Source organism: Candidatus Poribacteria bacterium, assembly GCA_021295715.1.
Classification (GTDB): Bacteria; Poribacteria; WGA-4E; order WGA-4E; family WGA-3G; genus WGA-3G.
In genome coordinates, this window is the sequence record JAGWBV010000033.1 from 1 (window position 1) to 17,616 (window position 17,616).

General features: G+C 48.5%; 12 protein-coding genes. 7 read left to right on the top strand and 5 right to left on the bottom strand.

The window, feature by feature from the left end:
* Positions 1–215 precede the first annotated feature (215 nt).
* The gene (locus J4G07_10165) at positions 216–4,088 is read left to right on the top strand and encodes a SpoIIE family protein phosphatase (GenBank protein MCE2414360.1); all 3,873 of its coding nucleotides are present in this window, start codon (positions 216–218) and stop codon (positions 4,086–4,088) included.
* A gap of 144 nt (positions 4,089–4,232) precedes the next feature.
* Here J4G07_10165 and J4G07_10170 read toward each other — a convergent pair whose 3' ends face one another.
* The 3 genes from J4G07_10170 to J4G07_10180 form a co-directional block, all read right to left on the bottom strand.
* Positions 4,233–6,152: a GHMP kinase gene (locus J4G07_10170; protein ID MCE2414361.1), complete on the bottom strand. Its 1,920-nt coding sequence runs from the start codon at positions 6,150–6,152 to the stop codon at positions 4,233–4,235.
* Between the two features lie 50 nt (positions 6,153–6,202).
* Complete coding sequence (locus J4G07_10175; GenBank protein MCE2414362.1) at positions 6,203–6,985, bottom strand: GNAT family N-acetyltransferase; 783 nt, start codon at positions 6,983–6,985, stop codon at positions 6,203–6,205.
* 246 nt (positions 6,986–7,231) lie between these two features.
* Positions 7,232–9,601: a tetratricopeptide repeat protein gene (locus tag J4G07_10180; protein MCE2414363.1), complete on the bottom strand. Its 2,370-nt coding sequence runs from the start codon at positions 9,599–9,601 to the stop codon at positions 7,232–7,234.
* Positions 9,602–10,100: 499 nt separating this feature from the next.
* Between J4G07_10180 and J4G07_10185 the strand changes: the two genes are divergently transcribed.
* A complete protein-coding gene (locus J4G07_10185; GenBank protein MCE2414364.1) occupies positions 10,101–10,934 on the top strand; it encodes a hypothetical protein in 834 nt (277 codons plus the stop codon).
* Between the two features lie 221 nt (positions 10,935–11,155).
* A complete protein-coding gene (locus tag J4G07_10190; protein MCE2414365.1) occupies positions 11,156–12,850 on the top strand; it encodes an ATP-binding protein in 1,695 nt (564 codons plus the stop codon).
* Here J4G07_10190 and J4G07_10195 read toward each other — a convergent pair.
* Both J4G07_10195 and J4G07_10200 read right to left on the bottom strand, forming a co-directional pair.
* Positions 12,837–13,982 carry a Gfo/Idh/MocA family oxidoreductase gene (locus J4G07_10195; protein ID MCE2414366.1) on the bottom strand — a complete coding sequence of 382 codons (1,146 nt, stop codon included), beginning with the start codon at positions 13,980–13,982 and terminating at the stop codon, positions 12,837–12,839. The genes J4G07_10190 and J4G07_10195 overlap by 14 nt on opposite strands.
* Before the next feature lie 2 nt (positions 13,983–13,984).
* Entirely contained in the window at positions 13,985–14,428 is a 444-nt protein-coding gene (locus J4G07_10200) for a hypothetical protein (protein ID MCE2414367.1), read from the bottom strand.
* A 382-nt stretch (positions 14,429–14,810) separates the two neighbouring features.
* Between J4G07_10200 and J4G07_10205 the strand changes: the two genes are divergently transcribed.
* The 4 genes from J4G07_10205 (at position 14,811) to J4G07_10220 (ending at position 17,606) form a co-directional block, all read left to right on the top strand.
* Entirely contained in the window at positions 14,811–15,176 is a 366-nt protein-coding gene (locus J4G07_10205; GenBank protein MCE2414368.1) for a sulfurtransferase, read from the top strand.
* A 193-nt stretch (positions 15,177–15,369) separates the two neighbouring features.
* Positions 15,370–16,398: a spermidine/putrescine ABC transporter substrate-binding protein gene (locus J4G07_10210; protein MCE2414369.1), complete on the top strand. Its 1,029-nt coding sequence runs from the start codon at positions 15,370–15,372 to the stop codon at positions 16,396–16,398.
* An 82-nt stretch (positions 16,399–16,480) separates the two neighbouring features.
* Positions 16,481–16,669, top strand: coding sequence for a hypothetical protein (locus J4G07_10215; GenBank protein ID MCE2414370.1), 189 nt, complete (start codon positions 16,481–16,483; stop codon positions 16,667–16,669).
* A gap of 151 nt (positions 16,670–16,820) precedes the next feature.
* Positions 16,821–17,606: a hypothetical protein gene (locus tag J4G07_10220; protein ID MCE2414371.1), complete on the top strand. Its 786-nt coding sequence runs from the start codon at positions 16,821–16,823 to the stop codon at positions 17,604–17,606.
* Positions 17,607–17,616: the final 10 nt, after the last annotated feature.

Consider the following 17,616-nt stretch of genomic DNA (forward strand, 5'->3'; position numbering starts at 1 on the left):
TTTCGGTGTATTTACCGCTCTACCTAGGGGAAACACCCAAGCAAAAACACCTACAGATTAATTTTCAAACTGGCGTTATAAAAATAAAACGAAACCGTAAGCCCGCAATGTAATGGAGAGCAGATAGGAGAAAAACACGTTAAATAGGAAACTTCCTTAGCGCGAGCCTCTATAGGAAACCTGCGGGACAATACTCCGCAAGGTAAAATTAAAGAATGAAAAACGCCATTATAATTTTTACCGTCATCTGTTTTACGTTCCTTGTCTGTATTGAGGCAGATTCTGAGCAAATCCTTACCTACACTGTCGCCGATGGATTGATAGGCCCCGTTGTGCCCGTCATTTTTCAGGACAGTCGAGGAGATTTGTGGTTCGGTTCCGATCGGGGCGGCGTGAGTCGATTCGATGGGACCAGGTTTGAATCTTACATTGGAGCTCCGGACACATCTGAGCACGCGCCGACATCCAACGTAGGACCGGGTGCCCTAATCGGACAGACGCTGCAAATCGTTGAAGATAAATGGGGGCATATCTGGTTTCTCACTCGGTTCCCCTCCGAAAATTCAGGGAGGATAAGTTGGTTTGATGGTTCTTCGATTAATCTCATCGGCACAGGTAATTCGCTACTCGTTGACGAAGCTGGTGATATATGGGTCGGTGAGAGTCAGCAACTCACGAAGTACACCACTCCAGGAGTCCAACGCCTGCCACAAGCACACCCAAACGAAATTATAGGTGAAGATCTGCTCCGCTCAACGGATTTCACAATTAACGTTATCTTTGAAAGCGAAGACGGAACGATTTGGATCGGTGGAAGCGAAGGTGAAGAACAGCAGCACGGGGCAATCCTCAGTTTCCGAGAGAATCGTTGGGTAGAGGACCCTTTAAGCATCAAAGACAGGGACGACACAAGTAAGAAAACGGACGATGCAACACAGCGAATTCATCCAAATATTGGATTTACACGTTACGATCTGTCAAACCTTAACGCTGTGAATACTATCGAAACAATCGGTGAAGACACGTCTGGAAATCTTTGGTTCGGAGGCTACAATTTTCTCTTACGTTTTGATGGAGAAGTATTTGAGCAAATCCTCCCTTTACTCTGGGGACAGAGTGGATCCATAAGCAGTAGGCCTGCATCAATCCAGAGGCTGGCATCAATTCGGAACGATACGAAAGATCGTGTCTGGTTCAGCGATGGACGCACGACGAGATGGTGGTATGGCTCTCAACACGGAAACTTACCGGGGTTTCTCGAACTTGAGGATGCCTGGGGAAATCTATGGTTTACTGACGAAATTGGAGCACACCAGTACGATGCCGACCTCACTCAACTGCCCGATCGTATCAACGCAGGACTCGGCGTTGAAGGAATTCATACAATTTATGAAACCATAGACGGTAAATTATGGTTTGGTCACGATAATGGCGTAACATCATTTGACCCGACACCTGCCATCAGTACACACGCTGGACTCGGCACCAATAGGGTACGGATGATATTTGAGGACAGTCGAGGTTACCTCTGGTTTAGTGTGCCAGGAGGTGTTGCGCGTTACGATGCAGAATCCGAAGAGCTTACCACACATATATTCAGAGTAAGTTCAGTGCATACTGATGCATCGTCGAATCCTCAAGCCGGTTCGAGAACTATAGGACGCGTTCGTCCGTCTCGAACTGAAATCGAAAAAATATTTGAAGTTGGTGGGCACGTTTGGTTTATAGACGAACCTGGGTTGGGCGGGAATTCCACGCGATTACGATATACCTTCTTTCGGTACGCAAATGGGAAATTCGGTCAAGTTTCCGTTCCCATCCAAACATCAATTGGTCCTGGCGGAGAAAGGTCAGATACCAGCACTCATGTTCTCATTCACGAAGGAGAATACACTTGGATGGCTTTCGGAGGTCACCTTTTCAAAGCCGACACAACAGGACTATTACGACTGACAAACACCGGCTTTCAGAGGATCCTTTTTCAAGAAATCGGTCCGAGTGCTACCGCGACTCCAATAGCCCCAATAGAGTTCGGCACAGCCGCTATCACCGACGTATACAGAGATTCCAACGACAGATTATGGGTGCACTTCAATGACGGAAAGGTTCTGCGCTATCCGAAAGAAATTAACACCCTAACAACCCGTCTGAGTAAACCTGACCCCCTTCCCCTTCAAGCGACAGACTTGTTAAAAACGGCTTCAGGAAGCAAATGGTTTTTTAACGCGGCAACTGGAAAATTGATACTCTGGAGTGACACTGAGCTCGGCAAACCACTTCCGCTCGATGGTGAGTCCAGTTCTGCCCCGATTGCTGTTTGGAAAAATCCCAAACTGCAAAACAACCGAATCACTTTTCTTTTTCCGGATGCTCTCAAAACATATCACGGTACATCGCTCATTTCTCTTGAGGAGATTGCTCTTGCTGAACTACAAGATTCTCTAACCACTCAAGCGGGGGTACTCTGGTTAGCAACCTCCCGCGGGGTCGTCCGCTATGATGGGAAAAACGCCAGGATCTATACAACGAAAGAAGATGGCTTTCTCGTTGATAACGTGAAAGATGTCATGGAGGATAGCCGCGGAAATATATGGTTCGCGACATGGGGCGGTGGCACTGTCCGATATGACGGTGAAACCTTTTATAATCTCACAACAAAAGACGGTCTCACCCATAACAATATCTCGAAAATTCATGAATCATTTAATAAAGATATTTGGTTTACAACCGAAGGCGGCGTCACACAATATACACCCACACGTGGTGGCTTGCCGGAATGTCGACTGACCTCCCTTGAATCCGATAAAATTTACACCGACCTATCATCGAGTTTAACGTTACCGTCGCGCGGCACCAAAATCTTAAACATCCAAGGTATCAGTCCACTTCGAGAAGGACTTTCCTATCGCTTTAAACTAATCGGGCTGGACACCCCCACATGGACGAACATTTCGGCAGCGGCGTTCTCCCTTCTGGTAACAGGTTCTGGGAGACCCTCCGACGCGTGGACCCCTTCCACTGTTTCCCTATCAACAACCCAACAAACCATGCGCGACAGTGGTATTGTCCAAGAGCTCCAAAATCAAAACGGGATTCTGCGTATCCGATATACGGGGCTTAAAGCAGGCAATTATAGTTTCCTTGTCACGGCGTTCCGCGAAGGTTGGCCCTATACACATACACCAGCAGTCGTGGATTTCAGTATATCACCCCCGCTCTGGACGCGTTGGCGAACATATCTCCCGACTCTCATCTTTATGACCGTCGTGCTAACCTTAATTGGCCGCCTGGTTGTAAACCGCCGCCATACCCTACAATTACGTAATGAAGTGCGTCAAAGGGAAGAAGCGGAGATACAGCGTATCCGTGCCGAGTTGAGCGAAGCGCAGAATATTCAGATGGGACTTCTGCCAACTGAAGCACCTGATACGAAAGGGTTTGATGTCGCAGGAATGTCGGTCCCTGCGACACAGGTAGGTGGTGACTTCTACGATTATGTCACCGTCGCGAATGGACAGACCGCTATAGCCGTCGCAGATGCGGCTGGCAAAGGGTTAAGAGGCGCGATGAACGCTGTGTTAACGAATGGGATGTTATATGAAGTCTCGCGTTTCAAGTCCGAAGCGGACATCATTCTCACCGACCTTAATGCCGGTTTAGCACCACGCATGTACGGACCGAGTTTCATCGCTCTCAACCTTGCGGTCCTTGATGAAGATAAAAAACGGGTTAACTATGCGAATGGAGGGCAACCGTATCCTGTTCTTAAACGAGGCGCGGAGATCATTGAAATTGAAAATAGCGATCTTCCACTTGGCAGTATGAAAAAGGTGAAGTATGAGTCGGTCACCTTCGATTTAAATGAGGGGGACATTCTAATTTTTCATACCGATGGTCTTATTGAGGCACTCAATACAGACGAAGAGATGTATGGGACAGAACGTTTAAACGAATCCGTTACAAAGATTCCTGAGAGTTCCACAGCGGAAGAAGTCATTGAATGCCTCGTTGAAGATGTTCGCGACTTTGTCGGCGAAGCGGAACAATACGACGATATGACAATCGTTGTTATCAAAATCCCCTTTTAATTTTACCTTGCGGATTTTTAATTTTACCTTGCGGAGGAACAACGGGCATCCTATTTATCACGTGCTTTTCGTAAACCCGCCTGCGCCGTTGTTGCAGGCTACTGCTTTGGTTTAATGTTCTATTTTTATACGGGGTTGAGTGTTCTATGCTCCCATGAACTCAATAACGGTTTGCCGATACTCCTCTGGGAGACCAATATCAAATCGTCGCCCTTTGACAACATACCCGGAAAATCCGTCCGCCTTCCGCAATTCGTCTAAACAGGACGTAAGTTGAAATTCGCCTCTCTCACGGAGATTATGGGTGATATTTCGTTCGAGGAACTCGAAAACCTGGGGTTGAAGCACATAGATACCGAACACTGTCAAGAACTGGTCGATATCCATCCCATCTACGTGCAAATGTTCCATTGCATATTCAGGATCGGGTTTCTCATAAATCTCTGTTAGCGAGAGTAGGGAGTTCCCCTCTCTCCATGAGCCGGTGACACAACCGAAGTTCGACAACTGCTCAATCGGTGTCACTTTCAGTCCGACGACACTATGCCCCACCTGCTCATAAGCCTCTACGACCTGTCGTGCACAACATCTCTCCTCATTTGAACCGTAGAGATGGTCCCCAAGCATGAGCAGAAACGGTTCGTTCCCAACCCACTCTCTCGCGCAATAGACAGCATGTCCGAATCCTTCTTGAACGTCTTGTGTGACGAATGACACTCGACTCCCTAATTCCAGGAGCGCGTCGCAATACGCCTGGTTCTCCTTGCTGAGTTTGTTGTAGTGTTCAATCCGCGGGGGCGTTTTGAAAAATGATTCAAAAAGCTCGGTATCTCCGGGCTGCACAATAAGGCAGACCTCCTCAATACCAGCGTTGATCGCTTCCTCAACGATCGCCATGATTGCCGGTTTGGCACGCCCGGACTTGTCAACCACAGGAAAGAGTTCCTTCTTCATCGCCTTTGACGCTGGAAATAGCCGCGTTCCGAAACCTGCGGCAGGAATAACGGCTTTGCGGACGTGCTTATCCGCCTCAATAACGAGTTTCAGGCACGACATCTGCAAATCCCTTTCGACAATCTCAATAACCCGCTGTTGGCTCTCCTCATCTTTTACAATGAATTGTGCGGAACCGTCACCCTGCGAGCCTACTCCCTTACCGCCCCAGATATAGGGTTGAATCGGTTCATAATTCAGCACTTTGTGAAGAACAGGTGCCGTCAATTGTGATGGACACGCGGGTATCAAGTGGTTATCGAATTCGGTTTGTGCACGCGTCATGAGTTCACCGACTGCTTCTGCGTCGCCATCACGAAGTGCTTGGTACGCCTGCTGCGTAATTTCTGCACTCAACGGACCGAGATAATATTGCACGTTCTTTTCTAATTCACTCTCTGCAAATGGATAGCAGTGATTCAATTGGCTCAATATAAGGCGCGTATCTTTACTGGCGCCGAGATCAACGATTACAAGGTACATGTCTTGAGGCACACTGAAGTCTTTTACATCAATATGGTCCCCGTCAAACGTCATAAGAATAGGGCGTTGGTATGCACACCCTTGGTCCATGCGTCCACACCGTGAAGGCGTAGACGTCTCACCTCGGTAAGCGTACTCCATTTCTCCGCGCGTTGTTAATTTAAGATCATAGGTGCGGTTAAAGGCACGTGCCACCAGAACACTGATAGCCGCACTCGAAGATAAACCTTTTTTGACAGGTAAATCCGTGAGATAGTTGTCGATTTCCAGTCCCTGCACGCGGTAGTTCGTTAAAATCTCATAGGCGACCCCAGCAGCATAACTAAAAAACTCACCTTTTTCAGCTTCAGCGAGCAGGGCGTTTCGCTCCATAGGCAGACTATAGGGACCGTGGCGCGTGCCATCGCTGAGGGTCGTTTTTAAAATCAGACGGTTCGGATGCGGTTTAACCTCGGCGTATACACCTTGGTTTGTGCTGGTTATTAACGTATAGCCTTTTTCGAGCTCCGCGTTACTTCGCCGGTGCCCTCCTGCCCAATCGCTGTGCTCACCGAATAGGCAAATCCTTCCCGGCACAAAAAGTTTCATAGTGCGTCCTTATGATAAGTTATATAAAATAGAGCTGCATACCAACAGACTCACTCAAATCGATACTGAATCCATTCGACAACAGCACGGTAGCCCATCCGACGGTAGATGGCGTTGGAAATTGGATTACCCAAATCAGTATAGAGAATACAACGGTATCCTTCATCACGAATTTGCTTCGAGAGACTGGAAACACACGCGCTGGCGTATCCTCTGTTTCGATGCTCTGGCGGCGTATATACGAGCTGCACCCGAACGACACCTTCCATAGGTGCTGTGAGACCTGCCATCGACACAGGTTCAGTGCTGTCCCATAGCCAGATCTGTCCAGCAGATGTCCGCTTGTCAACAATAGATTCGGAACTATCCTCTTGCACACCTGTGTCAATATAGAAACGACAGACCCAATCAATGAGGCGTTCTCGATCACTTAGAACTGCTTTACGAAAGTGCCCTCTAACTGCAGTAGGTTCTTCCACCGTATCCACTTCATAAATGCGCTGTCCCATGAACGGAACCACCGCTGACCTTTGCCGCTCTGCCCATTGTCCTGCAAAGTACGCCGCTGTTGTGGCATCTCCACTTACCCCAGGCAACCTCACTTGCGCGTCTGATATTGCCTCCACCACAGGTGGAATTACTTCAGGCATCATTGGCGTAACAATAGCACGAAAACTCAAAGGGGACTGAAAAACGACACCGACAACAGCGTTTCCATCCGTTGCCACCCAGTAGCGACCAGGTATACAGTGCTCAACTCGGGCGTGTAAAAGCGTAAGAATTACATTGTGGTGGACAGGTTTTGAACTTAGAAACACCTTTGCTTTGTCCAATACCCAACCTGCGTTATCACTAAAGGAAACTTCAATAGCCATATTTATAGTAAAGTTTAGAATTAATAAGACACTTTACAGAGGCGAGGATACAATCCTCGCCAGCGGCGGGGAGGGTTGTTTCGCTGCGCAACTGTCTACATATTTTCGACTTTACTATATATTATATTATGAAGTTAATCCGTAAGTCAATAAGGTTTCTCATCGTGAGCATTACAAAAACACAGATAGGGACACTCAGAGAGTTCACGGCGTTCGATTTTGCGCCCACTGACATCTATGTTTCCACTCTTTCGCCCTTAGTGTGGTTCCGAGGGACAGTGTTGTATCTTCGGCTATCATGGAGAACGCCGCTTTTGCACTCACATAATCTCTCTGATGATACCCATTGATACCCATCGTCCTCCATATCTCTAACACAAGACTTTGGTGTTGTTGCGGTGTCAATTGCCCTAACAACGATGTCTCGGAGAAATCCGTATCCGATGCCTGTGCTTCCTCCAAAAGGGTTACCGCCCGACGTAGGTACTGATTACTACTCTGCCACGCTCCTTCCCCATGAAGCAATTCACCCGCCAAGAGATACGCTAACCACATATCAGGTTCCGTTTGCATACACATCGATAGATACGCCATCTTCTCTCCGGAATCTTTAGGCTCGGCCAATACCACACGGAGTAACTCGCGTAGAGACCTATCTTCTCGCACCGTCCCGTTCAACTGGGTATTCCATCCGACTGGAACGACATCTGGATAAGAGAGTGCTGCAATTCGCTTGATTCGCCTTCGCTCAATTGTCTCATGCTCTGTTTCAACCGCTGCGTAGGTACTTATCGCTTGTTCATATTCACCGTTCAACCAGTAAATGTCGCCCTTCAGTAACATCGCTTCTGGGCTGAACCGCGTATCCTCCTTGCTTGCAATATCGGTCGCTAACGATAACGCTTTATCATAATCCTGCATCCGATAGGCAGTGTACATCAAACCCCACGACGTGCTCACGTTGTCAGGCTCATCTGACAGCATTACCTCAAAGGTTTCCATAGCAGTGGTAAAGTCTTTGCGGTAATATGCCTGCCAAGCGGTATCTCGGAGTGCTGCCATTTCATGAGCACAGACCTGCTGAAAAACACTCTGTCGTTTTAAACGGTATGTCGCGTAGGCGATGTCATCGTCTCGCAATGGAACCGTTTCCAAAAACTCAATCCACTCGGCTTCCAATGCAGCTAAGTCTTTTGCGTAGTGCTCCACAAAATTGCCAGTCGGAAAAACGCCCTTAAATTTTTCTATGCCGTAGGTATCAACAAGAAACCGAACGAAGGAGCCTGCCAATAGATAACTCCGCGAACCGGCGTGTCCCCAAAACCCAAATCCCATGACTCCTGACAAGGGAGGCGCGACCTCCATCTCACGCATTGCTTTTGCCCACTGATGACCTGTAAGCCTGCCTTCCTCCCAATCGGCGGCGACTGCAATCCCTTCATGAAGCCCTATTTTTAGACTCACCTTCAATGGGGACCACGGCACAGTAAAGACATGCGCCAATTCATGCTTCAGAACGGGATGTGGAAAGCCCTGTGCATGAATGTGAAATCCGTGTCCGAACGGGTCTTCGACAGAGGTGCCCCGTGCGCCAATCAACCGCTTTTTCTGATCAGGGGAGGCATAAATATACGCTCGCACCTTTTGAGATTGCATTGTGTTTCCGGGATCGAGATAGTCAGCCAATTGGGCGTACTGAAATTCGCAATCTTCAACGATCCGCTCAATTTCCGCTTCAAGCTCGCGGGCATAGAAAATTTCAAAGTGCGCCGTTTCACGCAAACCTCCGAGTTCACGGGCAATATCGTCGCGCGTGGGTCGTATTCCCAACGCCCCTGCATAGCACTGGAAACCGAGTAAGCCCATAACTAACAGGTATAACTGGACACGTCTCAGCAGCGGCGCGAAAAGTTTACGCCACCTCAACTGCGGCATCAAACCTGTCCGTCTACTCACTTCACATAAATTGACAGTAAACCCCAAAAACAGCAGAGCCCACAATAGTGTTTCCGCTCGTGCAAGCAGCAGCGTCCCTGTTATAGGAATGACAAAATCGTATATCGGTCCTGGGAAATACCCGAATGTGGCGTGATATGCAAACACGGGTGGATGAAATATCAGATTGATAACTACCGGAACACAAGAAATCAAGATATGACCGAGATAGGCAAGATACGCCAACCACTGTTTTTCGATCCAGACCCCGAAAAACACACCCGCTGCCGTTGCGTACACGCAACTAATTAAGGACAAAATAAGAAAAAAGAGGAAACCCTCACCGAAGTTACAGTTCTCAACGCGAAACGCATTCAGGAGAATAATACCGAGTGGTAATCCCAATAAACCTACGTTAAATACGAGTGCCTCATAAAAACACCGCATGACAATCTGCCCGGGCGTACCCGTGAGGGCAGTGGGATGCCGCTTCATCTGCCGCAACACTGTCAGCGTTACATGTGCACCCGCGAAAGAGATACTCAGTGCCAATACGGCGCAAAACTCAAAGGCAAGGATATTAAACAACGGAACATTGGCAAGCACCAGTGCCAATACACCGAATGCAATGAACCACAACCAATATGAAATAGTCCTGTGAACCGTAAGTATTATAGGCATCTCTTAGAAATTGACAGTCGTATTTAGTGTCTATTTTACTGAGATATTTCCGCTATGTCAAGTAGAATTCATCTATCGTCTGAATCAGGATTTACAGGATTCAAGGATTTACAAGATTCTGGAGATGGAACCTATTTTTCTTCACGCCCCTTTCAACTTTTAACTTCACAGCTCCACAACTTTTGACCGCCGACTGCTATAGGACTTACGCAATTTCCTATGAGTATCCACGGCCCGCACACCGCTGGCGAGGTTTCAAACCTCGCCAGCAAAGGGTGCTGCGTAAGTCCTGTGCTAGTACAAAAATTTTCTTGCGGTTTTAGAAATAATATGTTAAAATAGCGTAATATGGGTATCTGAATGCGGTGAAAAGCCGTCAGAGGACACCTGCATAACTCGAAAATCCAATATAGGAAGACCGCGCTTCTCATGCGCACGCTCAACAGGAGAAATAACAATGGCAAATGGATTCACACGATTTTTTAAGGCTATCTGGTACACGCTGACAGGAAAGGCACACGAATCCGCGGATAGAATGATGGAAAACCCGGAAGCCGTCAGAGGGGCTTACGAAGACATCATCAACGACAAAAAGGGGAACATCCAACGCTATAAGCAAGCAATCGGACAACTCATCGCACTCGTTGAACAGAAAAGATCTACGGTCAAAAGCCTTACCGATGAAGTCGAGCGACTCGAAGAGCTTAAATCAGGAGCAATCGCCAAGGCCCAGCAGACCGCTGCTCAATTACAAGGTGAAGGACTCTCACAGGAAGAAATCAAGGTGCACAGTGAATATACGCGATGCGTCACTGCTTATCAAGACTTCAATTCTAACTTAGTGGAGAAAACCGATCGGATCACGGAACTCGAAAACGAGATTGAAAGTGCGCAAACGGATATTGAGTCCCATAAACTTCAGATTACAAGTCTCCATCGGGATTTAGATAAGATTAAGTCCGAACAGTCTGAGGCAGTTGCGGATTTGATTACGGCACGGGAACAAGAGGAAATCGCCGATATGCTCTCCGGTATCAGCATGGACGGCACTTCTGCCGAATTGGGTCGGATGCGCGAAATACGTGAGAAAGCGAAAGCGCGTTCAACAGTCGCACAGGAGTTAGCTGGAACCGATTCAAAAAGCGAAGAGGAAGAATTCCTCACCGCTGCGCGTTCCTCCGCTACTAACGACGAATTTGACTCCCTAATTTTTGGAGCACAGCAGACTGATGCAAAGACAGAAACGGACACCAAAAAGACGGCAGATTCCGATTCTGAACTGCCGGTATAATGCGCTACAAAAACGCAGCATCTTACCTGTAGATTGCTATTTCAAATAGAAGGGAGCGACGTGCCATAGCCGTTAAAAGTCCAACCTATACATTCCGGAAAGAAGCCGGACTGCTTATCAATTCGGGCACCTCTCGTAGCCTCGTCCTATCTGGAAATATCCATGATCTCTTCTTCGTCCGTGACGGAGAGGATACGGATTATATTCCACTCGTCCCCTTTTTGAGGCGCAGCTGGGACATTCCAGGGTTCATCCTCATCGTTTACGAACTCAATGGACCCATCCGCTTTGCGAAAGCGGCTGAACGCGAAAAAGTTAAGCGAGCGTTCAATCTATGGCGAGGCTCAACTGAGCCAAATCTTGACACAAATGCCAAAATTGGTGCCCCGCGCCTAATACAAGGAGCCCTTGAACGCACCGCCGATGAACCCGCTGATACCTCTTTTACGCAATACATGAACGATGCAATCGGCAGTCCGACGTTGGCACTTGAACTCCTACGGCAGTTCTGCCTGCTCTCCCGCACCACGAACACGCAAGGTGAAAAACTACTCTCAGAAAAATTGATAATCCTGATTGAAGCAACGGACATGTTGCTACCGGAAGGCGAAATTCGGAGCTTGTCGTTACAGGACAGGCATCGGGTCAGTATCGTTCAAGATTGGATATCGGACTCCAGTTTCATGGAGGGTAACGATTCCGTTATCTTCATCGCAGAATCGGCAAGTCTCTTGAACTCTCGGATTACAAGACTTCCACAAGTCATCACCGTTGAAATACCGGCACCGGGGATGGAGGAACGTCAACATTTCATCTCATGGTTTAACAACACACCGAAACTGGTGGACAAACCGCTAAACCTTTGGGGCACGCAATCCCAACTCGCGATGCTCACAGCGGGGTTATCCATTCAAGCCCTGCGACAGATGCTTCTTTCGGCGCGTTACTCCGGTGAGAAACTGCAACCCGATGACGTTATCAATAAAGTGTCCGAATTCATCCAAGCGCAGTTAGGCGAAGATGTCGTCGAGTTCAAAAAGCCGGCACACAGTCTCAAGGACATCGTTGGCAACCAGAAATTGGTGGATTTTCTGAAGGCGCAATTGATTCCGCGTATCACCTCAACCGGTCCCGATGCGATCCCCGGCATGAGCGTCTGTGGTCCGATTGGTAGCGGAAAAACGTTCATTTTCGAGGGACTCGCCGGTGAACTCGACATCCCAGTGCTCGTCCTCAAGAACATTCGGAGTATGTGGTTCGGACAAACAGATGTTATCTTTGAACGACTCCGACGATTGCTGATGGCTCTTGTGAAGGTGCTCATCTTTGTTGATGAAGCCGATACGCAATTTGGCAGTGTCGGGACGGACGCACACAGTACAGAACGGCGTTTGACAGGAAAAATACAGGCGATGATGTCGGATCCGCAACTCCGTGGCAACATCACATGGCTTCTTATGACGGCTCGTATCTACCAGCTCTCACCCGACCTACGACGAGAGGGCAGAGTCGGGGATATGGTAATCCCGGTGCTTGACCCGCGGGGAGAAGATCGCGAGGCGTTCCTCCGCTGGACACTCTCCAAAGTCCTTCCCGGTCCCCTCCCGGAAGATGCAGTCGAACGCCTTGTGAAACTCACCGAAGACTATTCCGCAGCGAGCTTCGCATCGCTACGTTCCGACTTGGAAGCTGCCAGTCTCATCAAAAAGGACACATTGACGCTCGATGAAATCCTCGCTGTCGCGGAAGACCGCATCTTACCGAACATCGGTCCAATCCGACACTATCAAACCTTGCAGGCACTTGTCAATTGCACACGAAAATCTCTACTCCCCGGTGACTATTCCACTGAGATTCGAGAATCGTGGATGAAAGAGATCGCCCATCTCGAAGCGATGGGTGTTAGAGATCGATAACCTGTCCAGTGGCTGCGGAGCGGTAACCGGCACAGATAATTTCCACGGAATGCGCGGCAAATTCTGCGTTCATTTCGCTCTCCTTTTCGTTTTCAATACAATCGACAAATGCCCCGAATTCCCGCGCACTATCGTCATTACTGCCGACATCTATCCACTGTTGCTTGGGTTGCATGCCAATCCCAGCTTGCGTGCTACTCCACATTCCCATTGGATCGAGCGGATGCGGGGTCGGTGGTTCAAACGCAGGTTCAGCCGCATATACCTCCAAACGGTTCGCTGATGCGTCAAAGGTCAGGTTACCTTCAGTGCCAACAAGATGCACCTTTCGGACACCCCCTTGGGCATGACTCTGCCACCCGTAACGTCCACCGACAATTGTGGCTGTAATTCCATCTTCCAATGTCAGGAGTAAAGCCCCGAAGTCTTCAACACCGCAGCCGAGGTGTTCCTTAAAGAAGTAGTTCGCCGTTCCACCGAACACACGCTGCACGCGTTTCTGCGTCAACCAATTCACCATAGATACGGCGTAGACCCCGACATCGAACATTTCAGGTTTCGCTTCAACAAAGCTGTAGCGTTCACGCTCGGCTTTTTCGACCCTTTTTTGCCCGACGGGCGCGCTCCCAGGATGTCCTTTGGAGAACAGGACATCACAATGAACCGCCCGAAGTTCGCCGATACTTCCACTTGTCAACGCTTGCTGGACGGTGCGTGCCCATGCACTATAAATGTTGCTGAACATCTGAGTTCGCACGCCACTTTTCGCAACCGCTGCAACGATCTTTTCTGCACCTTCTGGGGTGAATGCCATCGGTTTATCGAGATAGACATGCTTCCCCGCTTCCGCACACTTCGCGCCTATACGCCCGCGACGCTCTACATCTGTACAGAGACTCACGATTTGCACATCCTCACGTGCAAGTGCCTCGTCGAGATCAGGGATAAACGGCAAATCCATAGATTCAGCAAGCGAACGCGCCAACGTAATCCGCTCTGGTGGCGCATTGGGCTCATCAGCGAACGCCACTAACCGACAGCGTGCATCCTGCGCAAAACTCAAGGCGTAATTCTCTTGATGCGTGCGATTCCCACCGAGTAGGAGAACCCCATATTTTCCATCCTGTTGCATGTTTAAGCCTCCAATGTAATAGGTTGACCGCTCTCAAGCGATTGCGTGATAGCCTCTGTCAATTCACCCGTGGCCCCTAACTGCGGCGATGTAGCATTCAGATAGTGCCTACCCACCGGCGTTTCATGATAGATAACGCCTTTATTACCAACCAGCATAATGTCAATCGCTGTCTCGGCTTCGACCCGATTGACACTCAACAACGCCATCTGCCCTCCGACATAGTGAACCATTACCGTAACCTGTGTTGCGTCTGTGCCTCCTTGTGCATAGACGCGTCCGGGTGATGAGGGCATCCATCCATTCGCGAGTGCCGCCATTTCTGCTACCGGGGATAACAGATTTGCTGAATCACTTGCTACGTTCAGGACGCACCGAAGAAACACTGGACTCCCAATCCGCTCTTTCTCAAGCACAGACTGGACAGACTTTTTAAGCAATTCCATTTCTTCTCCTTTCCAAATAGATAACTCAGAGCCATTCAACTGTCGGTCTCTTAGGCATTTCCGCGCACGGATTGCGAGCATGCAGAAACACCCCAGCAAAACACTCGCTCCTACAGCGAAGAGCCCTCGATCAAAAGATCGAAATTATTGGAGAATTGAATGCCTCTGACAGACAATCAAAAAATCATTGACGAACCTGCAGACCTTATGCTATAGTGTGTATAATTATCGGTTATCAGTTACAAGAGGGTTCTGTTAGACGAAAACCACTTAACTCTACGCAGGTCTCCTATGGAGGCTTGCGGGACAATGCGAGGCAAACCGAAACGGTTTTCGTAGAAAACCCGAACCGACAGATGACAACTATAAATGGAGGAAAACAATGCCACTGAAAACCCTTGAACAACTCGTTGCCGAGGCGAAAGCGAACGTCGGACACATTTCACCCGCCGAACTCACAGAGACGGAACAATCGGTTGTCCTGATAGATGTCCGTGACGAACCGGATTACGACGAAGAACATCTCCCGGAGGCGGTTTCTCTACCACGCGGCTATCTTGAACTCGATATTGATGAGATCGCTCCAGACGCAGACACACATATCGTTACGTATTGCGGTGGCGGCACCCGTGCGACCCTCTCCGCACAGACCCTAAAAAACATGGGCTACGAAAACGTCTCAGTGCTAACGGGTGGCTTCCGCGGTTGGAAAACCGAAGGACGACCCACTGAAGAATCCGAAGAATAAGCACCTCTATGCACACAAATTAGCATAGATAACAGACCTTGTCAACATCTTAGTATTGAACAGCTCTTTAATTATACCTTGCGGGAGAACAACATTGCTTCAGAGGTTGACGCGCCTTTTTAGGCATCGCTTTCCACTTCGTTCCAAGCTTGGTTTTTGATGTTAAACTGTATAAACACCGAGGGAGAGAATTATGCGCAACAAATATATCCTTTTACCGTTGATACTCCTCGCGCTTTTTGTCGGTGATAGCGATGGACAAAAGGAACAATTAAATGTCTTTACATGGGCAGGCTATGTCAGCGACGACATTCGCGAAGGGTTTGAAAAGGAATATGGGGTAAATGTCCTCATCGATACATACGCCAGCAATGAGGACCTCCTTGCGAAGTTGTTAGCGGGTGCGACAGGATACGACATCATCATGCCGTCCGACTACATGGTGTCAATCCTAATCAAACAGGACCTGTTAGCCGAACTGAATCGCGACAATATCCCCAACTTCCAAAATATCAGTCCTCTGTTTCTCGGTAAATACTTCGATGCTGAAAACCGATATTCCATTCCCTACACGTTCGGCACTGCGGGCATCGCCTACGATTCGTCAGTCGTTACGCCAGCCCCCGACAGTTGGACGTTGCTTTGGGATACGCAATACAAGAACCAATTCAGTATGTTAGACGACCAACGGGAGACCATCGGTGCTGCACTTAAACTACTGGGATACAGCCTGAACACCACCGATCCGGAGGAGATTAAAGCAGCGAAAGAGAAGTTAATTGCTCAGAAACCGCTCGTCAAACAGTATAAAAGCGAGGCGGAAGAACTTCTCATCGCTGGAGATGTTGTCATGGCACACTGCTGGAGTGGCGATGCGTTCCGAGCAACTGAGACCCGTCCGACAATTCGGTACGTGATCCCGAAAGAAGGGTCGAGTCAATTTATCGACGCGGTTTGCATTCCGAAATCCGCACCGCATAAGACACTCGCCGAGCAGTTTATCAATTACCTGCTTCGTCCCGAAGTCAATGCCAAAATTACGGCTTTCACGAAATACGGTACTTGTGTGCCGACAGCGAAAGAATACTTACCGGAACATCTACGGGAACACAAATTCATCTACCCACCGGCAGAAGTATTGGAATCCCTTGAGTGGTTGAAAGATCGGGGGGATTTCACGAGGCACTACAACCGAGCATGGGAAGAAATTAAGGCAAAATAAAGTAGCATCTCTTTCTCTTCCTGCACACGACTTACATCTTATTTATGTTGATAAGGCCGAGATGTGGAGGATCAGGAAGCCAATGCCAATTGGAAATACCCCGTTTGGGGTAGCGACAGTCAACCAGAAAATTTATATCCTTGGTAGCGAAAGAGAAGGCGGACAACTTTCTCTGGATGTTGAGGTATTTAAAGTTGTTGGCGTCAGTGCAACCGACAAATTACCGGTGCGTTGGGGTGAAATTAAAGCACAAGACGTAACGCAACTTTAGTGTCAAATTTTGCAAAGGTATGTAGCCGTATGATTCATCGCGCGTCCGGCTGAGGATATCAAGAAAGCCATCGTATAAATCCGAAAAAAAGAAGGCACCAATGTCCTATAACGTAGCGTGAAAAGCATCTCCTATATGAGGGATACATGCCATGAAAATCCCAAAAACGCTGCTCTTCATGGTTCTGAATCCGATACCGTTCATCGTTCACTTAACGTGGTGGTTTTTGTTTGCGGCTTTAGGCGTTGTGTTCGACGATCCATTTATAGAAGGGAAATGGTCCCATATTGCCCAAATCGTATCACCGCCTTCGTCCTTCGGGAATTATGTCACAGCCGCTTCAATTATTATCAACGAAATCACTGACGATATATGGAGAAATGGATTTTGGATTTATGTTGTCATGCCACCTTTTCTTATCTGTTACCGAGAGGCAAGAGGTAATCTAAAAGGGATCGCCAGAGAACAACAGGTGTGGATGGGATGGTATCATCGGCAACAGGAAACGATAGCACAGGGAAACATTTTCGAGGAATCTCCACCCGCATCGAAGGACAGGCAGATCAACTCCTATTCCAGAAAGGCACAAAAAACACTACTATCTATGGTTCGTAATCCGGTGTCTATTATCGCCCCTTTTGCCTACTGGTTTTCTGCTTTTACGCTGCTATTCATTGTGCCACAGCTCCTATTCGTTGTGACAGACGAGCCAGGTATTGTTGATACAGCGCGCGAATTCGTGCAGGCACTACCTCATTTTGCCATTCTTTCTATCGTACTTGCCCTGCTTTCGAGTTACCAAGAGACAAGGGGCACCGTAAAAGGGATAGTCAAAGTGCGGCAGGCGTGGACAGAATGGCACCATCAACAACAGGAAGCAAAAACGCAGGAAACACGCTTTGACGCGCCACCGCCACTGTTCGATACTTCCGGATAGGCGACATACT